General features: G+C 55.2%; 18 protein-coding genes. 11 read left to right on the top strand and 7 right to left on the bottom strand.

Annotated elements, in window-relative coordinates; translation table 11 throughout:
* Positions 1-533: 533 nt before the first annotated feature.
* From ABNH10_RS10930 to ABNH10_RS10920, 3 genes are all read left to right on the top strand, one after another.
* Positions 534-1004, top strand: coding sequence for a MaoC family dehydratase (locus ABNH10_RS10930; RefSeq protein ID WP_349385957.1), 471 nt, complete (start codon positions 534-536; stop codon positions 1002-1004).
* A gap of 193 nt (positions 1005-1197) precedes the next feature.
* Positions 1198-2118 (top strand): SDR family oxidoreductase, encoded by a 921-nt coding sequence (locus tag ABNH10_RS10925; protein ID WP_349385956.1) that lies wholly within the window; start codon positions 1198-1200, stop codon positions 2116-2118.
* A gap of 96 nt (positions 2119-2214) precedes the next feature.
* Positions 2215-3420, top strand: a complete 1206-nt coding sequence (locus ABNH10_RS10920) for an acetyl-CoA C-acyltransferase (RefSeq protein ID WP_349385955.1) — start codon at positions 2215-2217, stop codon at positions 3418-3420.
* Positions 3421-3495: 75 nt separating this feature from the next.
* Here the strand turns inward: ABNH10_RS10920 and ABNH10_RS10915 are convergent, their stop codons facing one another.
* Complete coding sequence (locus ABNH10_RS10915) at positions 3496-4206, bottom strand: phosphoadenylyl-sulfate reductase (protein ID WP_349385954.1); 711 nt, start codon at positions 4204-4206, stop codon at positions 3496-3498.
* A gap of 158 nt (positions 4207-4364) precedes the next feature.
* A complete protein-coding gene (locus ABNH10_RS10910) occupies positions 4365-4889 on the bottom strand; it encodes an outer membrane beta-barrel protein (RefSeq protein WP_349385953.1) in 525 nt (174 codons plus the stop codon).
* 285 nt (positions 4890-5174) lie between these two features.
* Here ABNH10_RS10910 and ABNH10_RS10905 point away from each other — a divergent pair, with 285 nt between their 5' ends.
* Positions 5175-5585 carry a DUF4168 domain-containing protein gene (locus ABNH10_RS10905; protein ID WP_349385952.1) on the top strand — a complete coding sequence of 137 codons (411 nt, stop codon included), beginning with the start codon at positions 5175-5177 and terminating at the stop codon, positions 5583-5585.
* A gap of 82 nt (positions 5586-5667) precedes the next feature.
* On the opposite strand, the gene ABNH10_RS10900 is transcribed toward ABNH10_RS10905, so the two are convergent.
* The 3 genes from ABNH10_RS10900 to ABNH10_RS10890 form a co-directional block, all read right to left on the bottom strand.
* Entirely contained in the window at positions 5668-7593 is a 1926-nt protein-coding gene (locus ABNH10_RS10900) for a ligand-gated channel protein (RefSeq protein WP_349386229.1), read from the bottom strand.
* A gap of 212 nt (positions 7594-7805) precedes the next feature.
* Positions 7806-9161, bottom strand: a complete 1356-nt coding sequence (locus ABNH10_RS10895; RefSeq protein ID WP_349385951.1) for a HAMP domain-containing sensor histidine kinase — start codon at positions 9159-9161, stop codon at positions 7806-7808.
* A complete protein-coding gene (locus ABNH10_RS10890) occupies positions 9161-9859 on the bottom strand; it encodes a response regulator transcription factor (RefSeq protein ID WP_349385950.1) in 699 nt (232 codons plus the stop codon). The genes ABNH10_RS10895 and ABNH10_RS10890 overlap by 1 nt, the downstream gene beginning before the upstream one ends.
* Positions 9860-10037: 178 nt before the next feature.
* Between ABNH10_RS10890 and ABNH10_RS10885 the strand changes: the two genes are divergently transcribed.
* The 4 genes from ABNH10_RS10885 (at position 10038) to ABNH10_RS10870 (ending at position 13891) form a co-directional block, all read left to right on the top strand.
* On the top strand, positions 10038-10643 hold the full coding sequence (locus tag ABNH10_RS10885) for a PepSY-associated TM helix domain-containing protein (RefSeq protein ID WP_349385949.1): 606 nt from the start codon (positions 10038-10040) through the stop codon (positions 10641-10643).
* Between the two features lie 32 nt (positions 10644-10675).
* Complete coding sequence (locus ABNH10_RS10880; protein ID WP_349385948.1) at positions 10676-11167, top strand: DUF2271 domain-containing protein; 492 nt, start codon at positions 10676-10678, stop codon at positions 11165-11167.
* Positions 11168-11192: 25 nt separating this feature from the next.
* Complete coding sequence (locus ABNH10_RS10875; RefSeq protein ID WP_349385947.1) at positions 11193-12005, top strand: DUF4198 domain-containing protein; 813 nt, start codon at positions 11193-11195, stop codon at positions 12003-12005.
* 230 nt (positions 12006-12235) lie between these two features.
* Entirely contained in the window at positions 12236-13891 is a 1656-nt protein-coding gene (locus ABNH10_RS10870) for a DEAD/DEAH box helicase (RefSeq protein WP_349385946.1), read from the top strand.
* A 150-nt stretch (positions 13892-14041) separates the two neighbouring features.
* On the opposite strand, the gene ABNH10_RS10865 is transcribed toward ABNH10_RS10870, so the two are convergent.
* Complete coding sequence (locus ABNH10_RS10865; protein ID WP_349385945.1) at positions 14042-14257, bottom strand: dodecin; 216 nt, start codon at positions 14255-14257, stop codon at positions 14042-14044.
* Between the two features lie 231 nt (positions 14258-14488).
* Here ABNH10_RS10865 and ABNH10_RS10860 point away from each other — a divergent pair, with 231 nt between their 5' ends.
* On the top strand, positions 14489-15004 hold the full coding sequence (locus ABNH10_RS10860) for an Hsp20/alpha crystallin family protein (protein ID WP_349385944.1): 516 nt from the start codon (positions 14489-14491) through the stop codon (positions 15002-15004).
* A gap of 117 nt (positions 15005-15121) precedes the next feature.
* Here the strand turns inward: ABNH10_RS10860 and ABNH10_RS10855 are convergent, their stop codons facing one another.
* Positions 15122-15838, bottom strand: a complete 717-nt coding sequence (locus ABNH10_RS10855) for a nitroreductase (protein WP_349385943.1) — start codon at positions 15836-15838, stop codon at positions 15122-15124.
* A gap of 61 nt (positions 15839-15899) precedes the next feature.
* On the opposite strand from ABNH10_RS10855, the gene ABNH10_RS10850 reads away from it, so the two are divergent.
* Both ABNH10_RS10850 and ABNH10_RS10845 read left to right on the top strand, forming a co-directional pair.
* The gene (locus ABNH10_RS10850) at positions 15900-16403 is read left to right on the top strand and encodes a DUF1643 domain-containing protein (RefSeq protein ID WP_349385942.1); all 504 of its coding nucleotides are present in this window, start codon (positions 15900-15902) and stop codon (positions 16401-16403) included.
* A 54-nt stretch (positions 16404-16457) separates the two neighbouring features.
* The gene (locus ABNH10_RS10845) at positions 16458-16910 is read left to right on the top strand and encodes a DUF3429 domain-containing protein (RefSeq protein ID WP_349385941.1); all 453 of its coding nucleotides are present in this window, start codon (positions 16458-16460) and stop codon (positions 16908-16910) included.
* Positions 16911-16922 lie beyond the last annotated feature (12 nt).

Raw genomic sequence — 16922 nt, 5'->3', positions numbered from 1 at the left:
TGGAGGCCGCCACGGACTCCAACTCATCAAATAAACTCCCTGGCGCGGTGATGGATCTTAAAAAAGCTCGGCCCTGGAGATGAAATAGTGATAGGCCATTTTTATGTTAGCGGACGGGCGTCGAGCAATATCCTCAATGCTACGCGTTGCCTCCGCTAGATAACACATCGCGCCGCCGCGACGAGAATCGCTTCACAGGGCTCGTTTATCTGTGCTTCATAGGATTCGGCTAATGATCCTTCCTCTCAACCCCTGGCCTTTGTTCATCTTGGTCCATCCCGTTCATTGCGACTCAGACATGCCCTGCAACCGCCTTCCTCTATGGTTTCGTCTTCAGAAACGGCTTGCACTCGAAGCCTGACACCAGGTTAGAAGCGCACAATTAACCGCGTAGCAAGTGTGACGGATTTCTCTCCCTTAATGGCGTTTTCCGCCCTTTACGGCTAATTACGCCAGCCACATACTCCCTCCCTCAAATACAATTATTGACACGTACATCTCGGCAGCCATTTACCGACCTACGGGAGAGCAATATGAGCAAACCGCAAACCAGCATCGAGGAGCTGCAGGAAAACGTTGGCAAGAATGTTGGCCAGTCCGAGTGGCGCAGCATCGACCAACAACGCATCGACGGCTTTGCCGAGCTGACCGAAGACCCGCAGTGGATCCATACCGACCCGGAGCGCGCCGCCAAGGAAAGCCCCTTTGGTGCCACCATCGCCCATGGTTTTCTGTCTCTCTCATTGCTGTCGGCCATGGCCCTCGACGTACTGCCTACCATTAAAGGCCAGGTCATGGGCATCAACTACGGCTTTGACAAGGTCCGTTTCATGAACCCAGTCCGCGAAGGAAGCAAGGTTCGCGGCTCTTTCACTCTGCTGGAAGTGAAACGGCGCTCGGACAACAAATGGCAGCTGCGTCACGGTGTCCACGTTGAAATTGAAGGCCAGAAAAAGCCCGCCTTGATCGCGGAATGGTTGAGTTTGGTGGTAATTTCCAGTTAACCGTTCAACGCTTAAAAGCGCGATCGCAGACTGTATTAAGCTAAAAATTGTTTCCCGCGACCATGCTCCAGTGAGTTGAAACACGCGACGCATTAATGTCTGTTTCGCTCAGTGAGAGCCCGTCATTTGACAATACCGTTACTCGCGTTTCATCTTTGAAACTTTAAACTCAAAAAATGTAGAGAGATAACCCATGACAATCCGTTTTGATAATCAGGTGGCCATCGTCACCGGCGCGGGCAACGGCCTGGGCAAATCCCACGCCTTGGAACTGGCTAAACTCGGCGCCAAAGTAGTGGTCAATGATTTCGGGGGCGCTCGTGATGGTAGCGGCGGTTCCAGTGAAGCCGCCGAACAGGTGGTTGCAGAAATCAAAGCTGCTGGTGGTGAGGCCATTGCCGACGGTGCAGACGTTTCCGACATGGCTCAGGTCGAAGCCATGGTAAAACAGGTGATGGATACCTGGGGTCGCATTGACGTGCTGATTAACAACGCCGGCATTCTTCGCGACAAGAGTTTCGTCAAGATGACCCAAGACGACTGGGACAAGGTCGTGGCGGTTCACCTCACCGGCTCAGAAATCTGCAGCAAGGCTGTTTGGCCGATCATGCGCGAACAGGGCTATGGCCGCATCGTAATGACCTCCTCCGCCTCCGGCCTGTATGGTAACTTCGGGCAGGCCAACTACAGCTCCGCCAAGCTCGCCGTGGTCGGGCTGATGAACACCCTGGCTCTGGAAGGTGAAAAGTACAACATCAAGGTGAACTGCATTGCTCCCACCGCCGCCACTCGCATGACTGAAGACCTGATGCCGCCAAAAGTGTTGGCCATGCTGGAGCCCAAGGAAATCACCCCCGCAGTGCTGTTCCTGGCAAGCAACGAAGCCCCTAGCCATCGCATTCTGCTGGCCGGTGCCGGTTGCTACGCCATGGTACGTCTAATGGAAAGCGAAGGCATTTATCTGAATGACGAAGAGCGCAATGTAGATGGTATTGCCGCCCACTTCGAACAAATCGGCAACATGGATAACGCCAGCGAAATAATGACCGGTGGTGACCATGTGACCAAGATTCTAACCATGGTAGCCAAAGCCAAGGGCATCGAGCTGGGTTGAATAAAACGTAACCCGGCATCACCAAATAGAGAGGAGTGGCTCCCCTCACCCCCGTGGCGGTGGCGCCACCCTTAAAGTCGATTTCAGGAGAAAACCATGACCCGCGAAGCCGTCATCGTTTCCACTGCACGCACCCCTATTGGCAAAGCCTACCGCGGTGCGTTCAACGACACCCAGGCCCAGGCCTTGGGTGGCCACGCCATCAAGCACGCCGTGGAGCGTGCCGGCATCGATCCGTCATCCATCCAGGATGTGATTATGGGTGCCGCCCTGCAGCAAGGCAGCACTGGCGGTAACGTGGCCCGTCAGGCCGCTCTGCGTGCCGGCTTGCCCACTAGCGTGTCCGGCATGAGCATGGACCGCCAGTGCGCCTCCGGTCTGATGGCCATTGCCACCGCCGCCAAGGAAATCATCGTCGACAATATGGACGTGGCTGTGGCCGGTGGGCTGGAGTCCATATCCCTAGTGCAGAACGACAAGATGAATACCTTCCGCGCCGCCGATCCATGGCTAAAAGAAAATCGGCCAGACATTTACATGTCCATGCTGGAAACCGCCGAGATTGTCGCAGACCGCTACAACGTCTCCCGCGATAGCCAGGACGAGTATGCCTTCCAGTCACAAATGCGTACCGCAGCCGCCCAGGATGCCGGCAAGTTTGATGACGAAATAGCGCCCATGACCAGTGTCATGAAAGTGATGAACAAAGAAACCAAGGACATTTCCGACGTGGAAGTGACCCTGGACAAGGACGAAGGCAATCGCCCGCAGACCACCTTGGAAGGGCTGCAGTCCCTACAACCGGTATTCAAAGGTGGCCAGCAGGTACAGGAAGGCGGCTTTATTACCGCCGGCAACGCCTCTCAATTGTCTGACGGCGCCAGTGCCTGTGTATTGATGGAGAGCAAAGAAGCCGAGCGACTGGGCCTGCAACCGCTAGGCGCTTACCGTGGCATGGCGGTGGCGGGCTGTGACCCCGACGAAATGGGTATCGGCCCAGTATATGCCGTGCCTAAGCTGCTCAAGCGTTTCGGCCTCACTGTCGATGATATCGGCCTGTGGGAACTGAATGAAGCCTTTGCCAGCCAGTGTCTCTACAGCCGTGACAAACTCGGGATCGACCCGGAAAAATACAACGTAAACGGCGGCGCCATCGCCATCGGCCACCCCTACGGCATGTCCGGTGCCCGCATGACCGGCCACGCTCTTATCGAAGGCAAGCGCCGTGGCGTGAAGTACGTGGTCGTGACCATGTGTATCGGGGGCGGCATGGGTGCCGCAGGGCTGTTCGAAGTGTTCTAAACGCAATCGCCCTGATTCTGTTTACCGTTGGGGCCACCGCCGCTTGGTGACCCCTTTTCGCGGGGCCTTCCCTGGCTACATATGGATCCCACACTCGGTTTTCTTGTTACCTTTCCAGCGGCCTTCACGGCCTTCGCCCTTGAAAGTACAGTGGCTGCATCCGATGGAATCAAATCCTTGTGCCACCAGAGGGTGGAACGGCAAGTCGTGGTCCTTGATATAGGCGTCACGCTGTTCCTTGGTGACATCAATCATCGGGTTGAACTTGATCATGCCGCGGCGCTCTTCGAACACCTCCAAGCCGGCCCGGTGTTCGGTTTGCCACCCCATCAGGCTGGAAATCCACAAATCGTAGTTTTCCTTGGCTTCTTCCAATGGATTGACTTTGTTCACCTGGCAGCACAAATCCGGGTCTGTTTCCCACATGCGGTTTTCCTGAGATACCTGATGGTGATCCGGATCCGGCGTCACATCGACCACATTCAGGCCAAATTTCTCGATCAGGTAGTCCCTGTACTTCAAGGTATCCGCAAAGTGATAGCCAGTATCAATAAAATGCACCGATTGCTCAGGACGGATGGTGGAGATGATGTGCAAAAAATAGGCCGACGTAGCAGCAAAAGACGAGGTCACCATGATGCGATCCGGTGGAAAGTCCTCGTAGACGCGACGGATCCGGTCCGCAAAGCTCAGCGGGCGATAGACACGGTTCAGCTCCTCTAGCGCCTCTTTGGATAAGCCGACGGTATTGTCACCAAAACGTGTGATCAGCTGTGCACTACTCATGTTCTACAGCACCTCAAAACGGAAATGTCGAGGTGCCATAATAGAGGCCCAAAAAAGAATACAAAGGAATATATAGTGATACTTTTATAACCAAAAGGGATATAAAAACCGAACGTCACTGCATGAAGCTATCATCGTCATCCCCCCGCCGTGAACGATCAAAAGGCGTAATTAATGCCTATACCAATCAACTCCTGCTTGCCGTAAGCATTGTCGACCAAGCGCAAATACTCAACGTTCAAGGTCGAATGCTGCCCCACACCCATATCCATCCCGCCCCCGTAAGAGCTGCCATCGTCACGCTCGGTAGCGCCGTGTATATCATTTTCTGCATAACCGTAGCCGCCAATCAGGTAGGGTTGCACCGAGCCTTCCAGCGGCGGAGTTAATCGCGCGTAAACACCATAGAAGAAATCGTTCTCCACCTCGATATTGCGATACCTATCGTCACTGATACCGGTACCCAACCGCAGCTCCGCACTGACCAGCTCGTGCAATACCATGCCACCACGCAGCGTGAGAGCATCGAATTGCGCATCACTCACTGCCCCTCGGTCAATTTTCATTATATTGAACTGGGCGCCGGCATATATTTCCGCCTGCACCACCACCGCGCTGGTCAGCAGTCCGACCGCCAATGCGCCGTATGCAACTCGGTATATTAGACCAGATTGGTTTGCCATCCTGCTCTCCTTTTATGCTTGTTATTGGCAGCCACGTTGCATGAGCCGCAGTCCTCATTGAAACCATTAACAGCATGAATTGAAAGCGCTGTATTGGCGCTGAAATGCGCTTTTTTCGTACCCCAGACGCGAACTACTTCACTGTGAATCACGATTTAACATTTCGTGCCGAACTTACACGCTGATAACGGTCGGACTTTGCAGTGCCGCTATATTCTGGTTTCGGCCACTTTGGAACATTGTAATCCCCGATAATTTCGGGGGAGATCGACAAGGAGATGAAGCATGAGCAAACGGATGATGGCGCTCGGCGCCCTGATGATTTCCGCCACCTTCACTGGCACGGTAGCCGCACAGCAGCCTGGTGCACCCGCGTCACAAACCCCACAGACCCAGCAGCAGATGCAGCAACAGCAAATGCAACAGCTGCCCAAGGCCTCTGAATTCAGCGACAAACAGTTGGACGCGTTTGCCGATGCCCAAAAAGACATGTCTGGCATTCAGCAGAAATACTCCAAGGAACTGCAGGCGAAGAAAGACAAGCCTGAAGAAGCCATGAAAGTGCAGAAAGAAGCACAGGAGAAAATGGTAGAAGCCGTTAAAGAGAGTGGGTTGGAGCTGAGCACCTATAACCAGATTGCTCAGCTGGCCCAATACGATGCGGACTTCCGCACCCGCATTCAGGAAAAAATGTAATCCTGAACGCAGCAAAACAACAACGCCGGCATTCGCCGGCGTTGTTGTTTTTACATGACCTGTTCCCGCGTCGGGCTGACAATCAGAAGTTTGTCACCACCCCTACCCAGTAACGCCGACCCTCTTCCACGTAACCATATTCGTCGTAGAAAATTTCCTTGTCGGCCAGATTATAAATTCCCGTATTGAGTTTGGTCTGCGGTGTCAGCTGGAAACCCATACCGGCATCAACCAGGGTATTCGACGGCGCGATGATGGCGCTGTTGGACGGCCCCGTGTTTGGCTGACTTTCCTCACCCCGATAGCGAACGGTGGCCCAGGGCGACACCGTATCTGTCGCTTGCCAATCCAGGTTCAGGCTGGCCTGATGCTTGGGCAATTGAGTCAACGGCTCACCTTTGTATTGCCCGGATTTCTGCTCCGAATCGGTATAGGTATAGCTCAGGTTGATGGACACCACCCTCGCCAACGTGGTGGACAGCGCCGCTTCCACGCCCTGGGTTTGCGCTTCATCCACATTCACCCGGTAGGTGGGGTCGGAACCAAACTGGTTGGGACCATCCGGACAGATACTGACCGGACAGGTAATACGGGTGATCTTGTCCTTGAAGTCGTTGTGAAACACCGTCACGTTGGCCAGCAACGTGCGACCCGCGTTGAAGTACAGGCCCAGCTCCTGGTTAAGCGATGTTTCAGGCTCCAGATCTGGGTTGCCGTAGATGTTGCCACCCCGGCTCACCTGCCCCCAATCCGGGGTCAATTCACGCAGCGACGGAGAGCGGAAGCCAGTGGAGACGCCACCTTTCACCGTCCAGCGCGGGCTGAATCCCCACACGCCATAAAGGCGCGGGCTAATATGGGTGCCGAAATTTTCATCATCGTCCATCCGCGCACCTGCGGTCACCGAAAAGGTATCGGTGAGCATCCATTCGTCTTCCACAAATAGAGCGTATTTTGATGACTCAATATTGGTGCGGTCAGAAATCCGGTTGGAGGTTTTGTCGTCCAGTTTTTCTTCCGTGAAATCGGCCCCCACCGTCACCATATGATTACCCACCGGCATGACCAACGCCGTCTTGGCATGGGTATTGGTGATAGTCATTTCACGGCTTTCATTTTCCGCTTTTTCTCGCTGAATGTAGGTATCGGATGTGCCGACGGCCCAACGGCCAGTGTGGGTCAGCGAAAAAGCTTCGCGGGTATGATCAGTAAAACTATCGTCGGAATCTGCGCTACGCCCGATCAAACTCTGGCGGCTATCCTCGGTGCGGGTAGTTTCCACTGAAAAGTCATGATTTTCTGTCGGTGTCAGAGTCAATTTAGCTGTCAGGTTACGCAGGTCTTTTTGCTCATAACCATCCACGAATAAATCTTCCTGGCGGTTATAAAAGCCTCCATAGACTTGCAGGCCCAGCAAATCGTCTTTCAATGGGCCGCTCAAGCTGAAATTGCCCTGCTGGCTATCACCGGAGCGGGAATCGTCCTGGATGATCGCGTCCAGCTGTACAGAGCCGCCCCACTCTGTCTCCACTTTGCGGGTGATAATGTTGACCACGCCCCCCATGGCATCGGAGCCATACAGGGTGGACATGGGGCCACGGACCACCTCGATACGCTCGATGCTTTGCAGCGGCGGCAACCAGCTTTGTTCAAACCCGGCACTACCATTAGGACGGCTTTCCCGAGTGGACACCGGCTTACCATCAACCATGATCAGCGTATAAGAGGACGGCATACCGCGAATAACGATATCGGTGCCACGGTCGCCGGAGCCTCCGCCGGTGACAATCACACCGGGGACATCCCGTAAGGCATCAGTGGTGTCTTGGTAGAAACGCGCTTCAATCTGCTCACGGTCAATAACGCTAATCGACGCGGGCGCATCGTCCACCTGTTGAATGTACCCTCCGGCTGTCACAGACACCTGCCCCAGCTCATGTCCTCCCTCTTCCCCCCACACGGCGCCACTGGCTGCGGCCAGCGCCATCGTTAGAGTCCCCAAGCGCATTCCCATGGTTTTCCTCCTCGAAGATAAACAACAACATCCAACCGGAGTGCCAACCGCCCCCTTTCACCACTCAAGCTTGCCGCCTGGTAGCGAAAAACCGATACAGCTCCCCCTGGTAAATCGGCCAGACAGGGCTGCTGAAAGCAGCAATGGATCTGCCGAAGAAAAGGAATGGTATTGATTCTTATTTATAACAAAAGGAGGTTTACACTTTATACACGTGCCGGAGCCGGCAGGCGCAAATGCACGCACAACCCAGGGTCCCGGTTATGTGTCCAAAGCTCTCCGCCAAGCCGCTCCACTGTTCTGCGGGCAATACTTAATCCCAGCCCAAAACCGCTATCAGTCGTCCTCGCGGCATTTAGGCGCACGAAGGGCGCAAAGATACTGTGCAGCTTATCTTCAGGCACCCCTGGCCCCTGATCCACCACCTGAAGATGCCAGGCACTCCCTTCACGCTGCCCCTGCAATAAGACCGTCCCCTGCTCAGGCGAATACCGAATGGCATTCCGGACCAAATTTTCAAATACCTGAGCTAAGGTATTCAAATTGCCATACACCTCCGTGTCATCAGGTAAGGTGCAAGGGAAGCGTTGTTTACTCCAACCACTCTCAAACGCCGCATTCTCGACAACCATGTCCCACAACACCGGCACCGACAAAGACTGCAGGCCAGCGTTACCGGTATTGGTATCGGTGTCCTGCCAACCTAGCGCCAAAGTGTCATCGACTAAGGTGCGCATGTGGCGCAATTCCTGCTCTAACCGCTGGCGCAGTTGCTGTTCGTTGATTCCGCTTTCCAAGGCCACAGACAACCGGCTCAGCGGAGTACGTAACTCATGCGACATATCATTGAGTAACTGTTTTTGAGTTTCGAGTATGCCGCAAACCTGCTCTGCCATATGGTTGAAACTACGAGCAAGCTCACCAAATTCATCTGAACGGGTGGCCAACGGCCCAACCACACGGGCATCAGTATCGTCTTTGAATACGAGCACCTGCGCTTGTAACGCCTTCAACAAGACGCGGGCACGCCAGAACAGCAGCCCACCCAGCATGAGGGCCGATATCGTAGGAACCCCCACTAACAATAAAGGTTCAACCCAAGGCCAGTAGGTACCCGGACGAAACCGGGGAGGCAGCTGCATCAGCAGGCTTCCCTGTTCTGGGACAGTAGGAAATGGCAACCCCAGATAAGGCATCTTCTTGCCGTAACGGAAACTCATGCGGCTATGAACACCCCGCTGAAAGCGAAGCCCGCTACGCTCCTGTACCGTCAATGGAGTACTGCTCAGGGACTGGTCGGTGTTACTGATCACAGCGATATCACCACTTTCACGGGAACGCATGCCCGCCAGCCATTGGTCTACCCCTGCCCGCCCCTCCGCGAGCCATGCCTGCTCCGCAGCCGCCGCATAACCGCGCATTACGGCAACCGCATGGTCACTCAAAAGCTGGGCATCATTTCGCAGAGCGTTGGTAACGCGCGTTCCCACTACCATGGTGGTAACTACGGTAACAACAAGCAGTAGCGCCAGGCGCCAAAGAAGGGAATAGCGTTTTAACATCAGAGGTTGTCAGTGATCAGGGTATAGCCCTGCCCCCAGACTGTTCTCACCGCCGACTCCGCCGCTCCGGCGTCACGTAGTTTGCGGCGCACATGACTAATGTGCAGGTCCAGGCTACGATCATGGCGACCACAGCCTCGGTGCAGAACCGCCTGGTAGAGGAATGGCTTGCTGAGCACCGCACCTCGGTGTTCCAACAGCACCTGCAGCAAGCGAAACTCAGTGTTGGTCAGCCCTAGGTCGGTTTCTTGGTAAAAGGCCGCCATGCTGTGGTCGCACAGCACCAGTTTACCCACTGATTCCCATTGCGGCTCTTCCGGACGCACCCGTTCCAGCGCCACTCTGCGCAACACCGCATCCACCCGCACCGCTAGTTCCGCCATACTGAATGGCTTGGGAAGGTAATCATCCGCACCGTTGATAAGCCCCTGGATACGGGCCTGTTCATCGCCCAATGCAGACACCACAATCACCGGCACCGGGCTTTGCCGGCGCAGGACATTAAGTAACTCCAGGCCATTGAGGCCAGGCAACAGGATGTCCAGCAGCACCAAGTCATAATCACCGGCCGCCGCCGCATCCAGCCCCGCCGGGCCTTCGGCGCACACCGAGACCCGATAGCACCGCTCGGAAAAATAATCACGCAGGTGGCCACTGAGCACCGGATCATCTTCGATGACCAGTAAACGGGCAGGCATTTTCGCAACGACATTCATTTGCAAATGGTAAGGATTATCATTCGTTCAGGCCAGCTTTTCCTGAAGATAACGTCACTTAATCACCCTAAGATTACATTCTTTACTAAGACAACCGTGGTTAAATATAACAATTCTCATTAACATCCCTGCCCTCAATTGTGAATGAACGAGCCACTCCGTGAACAAGAAACGCAAAGCCTTTTGGCTGAAACAACTCCACCAGTGGCACTGGGTCACCTCCGCGATCTGTCTGATCAGCCTGCTGCTGTTCAGCCTCACCGGCATCACCCTTAACCATGCCAGCCAGATCAGTGCCGATCCGGTGATCCGTGAACACCAAAGCACGCTGCCCATCGAGCTGCTATTCCAGCTCGCAGACCGAACCAGCGGCCAACTGCCCGCCGCCGTTCAGCAATGGCTGGCACGGGAAATGGACCTGCAAAACACCGGTGGAGAGCCGGAATGGGCAGCCGATGAGATTTATCTGCCCATGCCCCGCCCCGGTGGCGATGCTTGGCTTGCGATTGACATGAGTGACGGGGCGATACTCGCGGAAACCACGGACCGTGGCTGGATTGCGTTTTTTAATGACCTGCATAAAGGTCGCCACACCGGCACGGTGTGGATTTGGTTCATCGATATTTTTGCCATCGCCAGCCTGCTGTTTGCGTTCACCGGGCTTGGGCTAATGATGCTTCATGCTAAACGGCGGCCGGCCACCTGGCCGGTCACTTTGGCGGGGTTAGTTCTCCCCTGGCTATTGATCATTTTTTTCATGCATTAAGACCCGACATTCAGATAAGGAAGGACATTTTCATGCGCTTGCGTTATCTCGCCCTGCTTCCCCTGCTAACCAGCCAGGCCATGGCTGAGACCTTTTCTGTAGAGGTGGAAGTGCCGCGTTTGGGGGTGGCCGAATATCATGCCCCTTATGTGGCCTTCTGGGTGGAAAACGCCGACCGCAGCACCCTGAAACCACTGGGCCTGTGGTACGACGACCAGGAAAAATGGCTCAAAGATATTCGCCAGTGGTGGCGCAGAACCGGCCGTAGCCAGTCGGCGCCCTACGACGGCCTCACTGGCGCCACCCACTCCCCTGGCACTCACACTGTGGACTTTAGTGATGTGGAGGCACTTGAATCGCTGCCCGCCGGCGAATACACCTTGGTGGTAGAAGCAGCCCGAGAAGTCGGGGGCCGCGAAGTGCTGAAATTACCGTTCCAGTGGCCGGCGGGGAAAAGCCCTCAACAGCAGCAAGTAATAGGCACCGACGAACTGGGCACTGTGACCCTCACCGTCTCTCAATAACACCGACTACCCAAGGAGCGCCACCATGACCCGAGTCCGTTTCCCTAAAGTTGCACTGGCCGCATTGGTGCTGGCCACAGCCCTGCCCGCCCATGCCCACAAGCTGTGGTTGCTGCCCAGCCACACCACCGTTTCTGAGCCCCAGTGGATTACCGTTGATGCCAGCATCTCCAATGAAATTTTTGGTTTCGAGCGAGCCTACCCTGTCGATGGCATGGAAGTGACCGGCCCGGATGGCAAGCCGGCCACCGTGGATAACGCCATGAAAATGCACACGCGCAGTGTGTTTGACGTACAGCTGGAACAGGAAGGCAGCTACCGGATCAGTGTGGCGCAACCCAGCTACTTTATCTCCTATGAGATCGACGATGAGCGCAAGCGCAGCCGCGGCAAAGATGCGGACACGATGCTGGCCGAGGTGCCCAACGGGGCCGATAAAGTAAAACTGCGCGAAGTTCTCAACCGTTTGGAAACCTATGTCACCCTAGGGGCGCCAAACGAAACCGGCCTGAAGCCCACCGGCAAGGGCCTGGAACTGGAGTTGCTCACTCATCCCAACGACCTTTACGCTGGTGAAACCGCTCGGTGGAAGCTGCTGGTCGATGGCAAACCGGCCTCGGGCATCAAGGTAGAACTGGTCTCGGGTGGCACCCGCTACCGTGACAGCCAGGAAAGCTGGTCCGTGACCAGCGATCACAAAGGCATTGTCAGCATCCAATGGCCTGCCGCTGGCCGTTACTTCCTGGAAGCGGGCACCGGCGACAAAAACGTTAGCAACCCCAAAGCCACGGAACGCTACCTGCAATACCTAGGCACCGTTGAAGTACTACCGATGTAACCCCCCTCCACATAGAAGTTTGCCGGGTTTCTTTTACCCGCTTCCGGCTGATTCCGGTCGCTGCCTGCCCAGAATCAGCCGGTTTACTTTTCCTTTATCGCAAACGCAACACACCCTCTCTGCCAAGAGCAATTGGCGAAAAAACGTGCAATTTCAACCTTACCTATGTACACTCCGCCGTCCTCGCCGACCCATGCTCGGCTCCTCCCCTCCTAATTCATAGGTACTACATGTCAGATTCCCGTTCCGGGTTCGCCTCTTTAGGCCTGCCCGAGGTTCTGCTCACTGCGATCGCCCGTCAGGGCTTCGAGCAGCCTTCGCCGATTCAGGCGCAAGCCATCCCGCTGTTGCTGGATGGACACGATCTTCTGGGCCAGGCACAAACCGGCACAGGTAAAACGGCTGCGTTTGCATTGCCCCTTTTGGCCCGTCTCGATCCGTCTCTGCGTGAACCGCAGATGCTGATCCTGGCCCCAACCCGCGAGCTGGCTATTCAGGTTGCCACTGCGTGTGAAGAATTTGCCAAAGACATTAAAGGTCTGCAGGTTCTGCCCATTTACGGCGGTGGTGAATACCGCACCCAGCTGAAAGGCCTGCGCGGCGGCGCCCAGGTGATTGTCGGCACCCCCGGCCGCGTTATGGATCACATGGATCGCGGCTCCATGAAGCTAAACAATCTGAAGGCTCTGGTGCTCGACGAAGCCGATGAAATGCTTCGTATGGGCTTCATCGACGATGTGAAATGGGTACTTGAGCGTACTCCGGATGACTGCCAGCTGGCGCTATTCTCCGCCACCATGCCGCCGGTCATTCGCAAGGTTGCCGACCAGCACCTCAAGCAACCCAAACTGGTTCGCATCGATAATGGCGGCGCCACCACTGGCACCACCATCCGCCAGCGTTACTGGCCCGTCGCGGGTTTGAACAAGCTGGACGCCGTGTGCCGGATTCTGGAAGCAGAAGAACACGATGCGGTGTTGGTTTTCGTTCGTACCAAACAGGCTACCCTGGAACTGGCAGAGCAGCTCAACCGCCGCGGCCTGCGTGCCGAAGCCCTGAACGGCGATATTCCCCAGCAGCAGCGGGAAAAAACCGTACAGCGTCTGAAAGACAAGCGTTTCGACCTGCTGATCGCCACCGATGTGGTTGCCCGTGGCCTGGACGTGCCGCGTATCACCCACGTGGTGAACTACGACATGCCCGGGGACCCGGAAGCCTACGTGCACCGTATTGGCCGCACCGGCCGTGCCGGTCGCCAGGGTGACGCCATCCTGTTTGTGGCCCGTCGCGAGCAACACGTGCTGCGTCAAATCGAACGCATTACTCGCCAGTCTATCGAAAAAATGGCACTGCCCTCTGTCGATGACCTGAACGCCAAGCGCATTGCTCGCTTCCAGGAGCAACTGGCCGGGTTCACCTCTGGGACCAACGTTGATGAAGCCCGCGCGCTGGTGAACCAGCTACGTGACGCCATGGATATCAGCGACAACGACATGGCGGCCGCACTGGCCACCATGATGTTCAAACGTGAACCGTTGATTCTGAAAGAACCCAAGATGGTCAAAGAACCCCGCCGTCGCGAATCCGCCCACGTGGGTGGCCGTCGCGAAGACCGCAACCCGCGCAACCGCGGCGACAAAGGTCGCACTGACAAAACCATGCGTTGCTACCGGATCAAGGTAGGTCACGATCACGGTGTGAAGCCGGGCAATATTGTTGGTGCCATTGCCAATGAAGCTAAACTGCCTAGCCGCCTGATTGGCCCAATCAAGATCCACCAGGACCACAGCACCGTGGAATTGCCAGAAGATCTGTCTCCAAAGCAGTTACACGTTATCCGTACCGCTCGGGTCTGCCAGCAGGCTCTAGACCTGGAAATGGTATAAAAAAGAAAAGCAGCAAGCTTCACGCTGCACAGCAACACAAAGCCAAGTTATGCTTGGTTTGAGCTGCCCAGCCAGCACCACGCTGGGCGCTCTACAAAAAAACCGCACCCGAGAGGGTGCGGTTTTTTTGTAGCTTGTGCTTGTCGCGATTCAGGACCCGGAAATCCTGAACCCCACTTTCAAGGTCACCTGATAATGCCCCACCTTGCCATTTTCAATATGGCCACGGGTTTGCGTTACCTCGAACCACTCCATTAGTTCCAGGCTTTCATTGGCGGTTACCAACGCATTCTCAATGGCATCTTCAATCGTGGTACGCGAAGACCCAACGAGTTCGACTTTCTTGTAAACATGATCGTTAGACATGACTGCTCTCCTTTTCGGCACATGTTCCGTTATGTGGGAGCGACATCACCCTGATTTGAGCACGTCGCCCTCCGCCTACCCTCATCTGTGGTATCGAAGTGGGTAAATTACAAGGAAGCCCCATATCTAGTTGATCAAAAAAACACCAAAACCCCATTGAAAGACCGCTAACATCCCTCACAGCTGAAACTAAAGCAGCCGATCATTTCCATTGATTGAGGAGAACGAGCGATGGATATGCACAAGATGACACCGTGGAATTGGCTTCATCAGGAGGATAGCCACGAACACTCTCTTCCACAACGACAGCCCGAACATCCGTTACTGCGTTGGGAGGGGGAGTTCGACAATGGGTTCGAACAAATACTTGGCAATATGGCTTGGACTACCCCAGCCCCGCAGGCGCAACCCTCCGCCCCGTTGCGGCCTAACCTGGATATTCTTGAACGCGACGACCACTACCTGATCAACACAGAATTGCCCGGCGTGGAAAAACAGGATCTGCAGGTAGTGCTCAGCGATAACCAATTGCAGATTCATGGTCACAAGAAAGCTCTACACGAACCTGATCGCGATGGTTACCACTACAGTGAGCGTCGCTTCGGTCGCTTCCAACGCACGCTGTCATTGCCCGCGGATGCAGACGGAGAGCAGATGAGGGCCGTTTTCCATAATGGCGTGTTAACGCTGACCATTCCACGCCATGAACAACATGGGCATAGCCGTCGGCAGATCGAGATTCATTAAGTAAACGCTGCAAACAACGTGCTTCACGCAATAACGCGAAGAAGGAGGCCCGCGCTCAACGCTTGGGTGCGAGTCTGCGGTGTACCTGCCCCAAAGTCACCCATAGGGACTCTGCCATTATTTTCTCGGCACCAATAATGCCTCCAGCGGCTGACGCTCCGGTTTGAACTGGTTAATGGTTTCATCCGCTTCATACCCCAGCGACAGGCCACACAACAATTTATAGTTATCCGGAATAGTAAAATGTTTTTCCAAGGGTGACCGCCAAATTGCCAAGGCCCCTTGGGCACAGGTAGCCAATCCCGCATCCGTGGCTGCTAACATCAGGCTTTGCAGAAAAATGCCTGCATCCAATGCGCTGTAAACATCTAGCCCTTCATGGACAAAGATAAACACCGCCACCGGCGCATTAAAGAAACGGAAGTTTTCACGCATCTGCTGATGGCGAGCCCGCTTATCGTCACGCTGAATGCCCAACAATTCATATAACTGATAACCGGTGGCGCTACGACGTGGCTGCAAGTCTTTGGGATAATCGGTAACCGGTTTGAAATCACCGTCCGGCATGCCTTTTTTAGTCACCATGGCCTTGAGCTGTTTAAATTTAGAGCCCTTCGCTAGGTCCATTAACTCATCAAACTTAGGAGGCAATGTTTGCCGCAAATCCTCCAGCACCTCGCCCTTCGCCACAGCGATCTGGTAAGGCTGGGTATTGGACCAACTCGGCGCCGAGGCGGCAGTGCTGAGCAGTTTGTTCAGCACCTTTTCGCTTACTGGCTGGTCGGTAAATGCCCGTACACTATGGCGCTGGGCCATCACATCTTTAAATTCCATACTGTTGGCCTGTTTGATTGCCCTTAGCGTTCACTGTGCCAGAGATTTATAATACGCAGCCATGACCAAGACAGCCGATAATCTGCAACGTCACGCCAGCTTTTCCCGCTGTGGACAGTACCGCTATGCACTCTGGCGCCAGTGGGGGGAGAGTGATGATTTTATGCTGGTGATTGGCCTCAACCCCTCCACCACTGATCCCCACCACGACAACCCCACCATTCGTCGTTGCATGGGTTTTGCCCAGGACTGGGGCTACTCAGGCCTGTGCGTGGCCAACTTGTTCGCGTATCGGGCAACCTACCCAAAGGATCTCTTTGCTGCCGCAGACCCCGTGGGCCCCCAAAATGACCGCTGGCTACGGCGCTTGGCCCGTCAGGCCGAGCTAGTCGTAGCGGCTTGGGGGAACCATGGGCGCTTTAACGACCGCGCCATGCAGGTGGTCCGCCAATTGCCAGCCATGCATTACATTCGCCTTAACAGCTCAGGGGAGCCGGCACACCCGCTATACCTCCCCCGCCACCTGCAAGCACAACCCTGGGTTGGCTACCCCTTCTTGTCATAACCTTCACCCTGCATCAACGATAATAAAAACAAAGCATCCGTTGGAATTAACACTGTGAGCACACGTCAGGAAAAAAATATCCGTCGTGCCAAAGCCCTGTCCTACATTGGACACATCCCCTTCTATGGCTTGGCTGGGCTATCTTGGTTTGCCCAGACCAGCAGCTGGGCGCTGCATGCTCTGGCCACCTACTCCGCCGTTGTACTGGCGTTTCTCGGCGCCATTCACTGGGGCAGGGCACTCGATCAAATGCACCACAGCAACCAATACCCAACGCTACTATTTGGTCTGGTACCGGCGTTATTGGCTTGGTTTGCCCTGCTGCTACCGCTGGAATTATCGATGCCCATGCTCGCCGCCGGGCTTATGTTTGTGTGGGGCACTGAACAGATGGTGTTCAACGACACGCTCCCCACCTGGTACCGGCACCTGAGGCATGAACTCACCGCCGCCGCCGTTATCGCCGTTTTAATTGGGTGGGCCGCCACTATGTTCTGGATGCTATAAACGGTGCATTAC

It is taken from the genome of Alcanivorax sp. (assembly GCF_040119285.1).
GTDB lineage: Bacteria > Pseudomonadota > Gammaproteobacteria > Pseudomonadales > Alcanivoracaceae > Alcanivorax.
Note: the sequence above shows the minus strand (reverse complement) of the source record. Positions and strands in the feature narration are given on the sequence as shown.

Bases quoted from the DNA above. Each gene is read 5' to 3' on its own strand.
- ABNH10_RS10850 (WP_349385942.1), top strand. From the start codon at position 15,900: ATGACCAAGACAGCCGATAATCTGCAACGTCACGCCAGCTTTTCCCGC.
- ABNH10_RS10890 (WP_349385950.1), bottom strand. From the start codon at position 9,859: ATGCCTGCCCGTTTACTGGTCATCGAAGATGATCCGGTGCTCAGTGGC.
- ABNH10_RS10870 (WP_349385946.1), top strand. From the start codon at position 12,236: ATGTCAGATTCCCGTTCCGGGTTCGCCTCTTTAGGCCTGCCCGAGGTT.
- ABNH10_RS10880 (WP_349385948.1), top strand. From the start codon at position 10,676: ATGCGCTTGCGTTATCTCGCCCTGCTTCCCCTGCTAACCAGCCAGGCC.
- ABNH10_RS10905 (WP_349385952.1), top strand. From the start codon at position 5,175: ATGAGCAAACGGATGATGGCGCTCGGCGCCCTGATGATTTCCGCCACC.
- ABNH10_RS10855 (WP_349385943.1), bottom strand. From the start codon at position 15,838: ATGGAATTTAAAGATGTGATGGCCCAGCGCCATAGTGTACGGGCATTT.
- ABNH10_RS10925 (WP_349385956.1), top strand. From the start codon at position 1,198: ATGACAATCCGTTTTGATAATCAGGTGGCCATCGTCACCGGCGCGGGC.
- ABNH10_RS10875 (WP_349385947.1), top strand. From the start codon at position 11,193: ATGACCCGAGTCCGTTTCCCTAAAGTTGCACTGGCCGCATTGGTGCTG.
- ABNH10_RS10865 (WP_349385945.1), bottom strand. From the start codon at position 14,257: ATGTCTAACGATCATGTTTACAAGAAAGTCGAACTCGTTGGGTCTTCG.
- ABNH10_RS10900 (WP_349386229.1), bottom strand. From the start codon at position 7,593: ATGCGCTTGGGGACTCTAACGATGGCGCTGGCCGCAGCCAGTGGCGCC.
- ABNH10_RS10860 (WP_349385944.1), top strand. From the start codon at position 14,489: ATGGATATGCACAAGATGACACCGTGGAATTGGCTTCATCAGGAGGAT.
- ABNH10_RS10895 (WP_349385951.1), bottom strand. From the start codon at position 9,161: ATGTTAAAACGCTATTCCCTTCTTTGGCGCCTGGCGCTACTGCTTGTT.
- ABNH10_RS10915 (WP_349385954.1), bottom strand. From the start codon at position 4,206: ATGAGTAGTGCACAGCTGATCACACGTTTTGGTGACAATACCGTCGGC.
- ABNH10_RS10910 (WP_349385953.1), bottom strand. From the start codon at position 4,889: ATGGCAAACCAATCTGGTCTAATATACCGAGTTGCATACGGCGCATTG.
- ABNH10_RS10930 (WP_349385957.1), top strand. From the start codon at position 534: ATGAGCAAACCGCAAACCAGCATCGAGGAGCTGCAGGAAAACGTTGGC.
- ABNH10_RS10920 (WP_349385955.1), top strand. From the start codon at position 2,215: ATGACCCGCGAAGCCGTCATCGTTTCCACTGCACGCACCCCTATTGGC.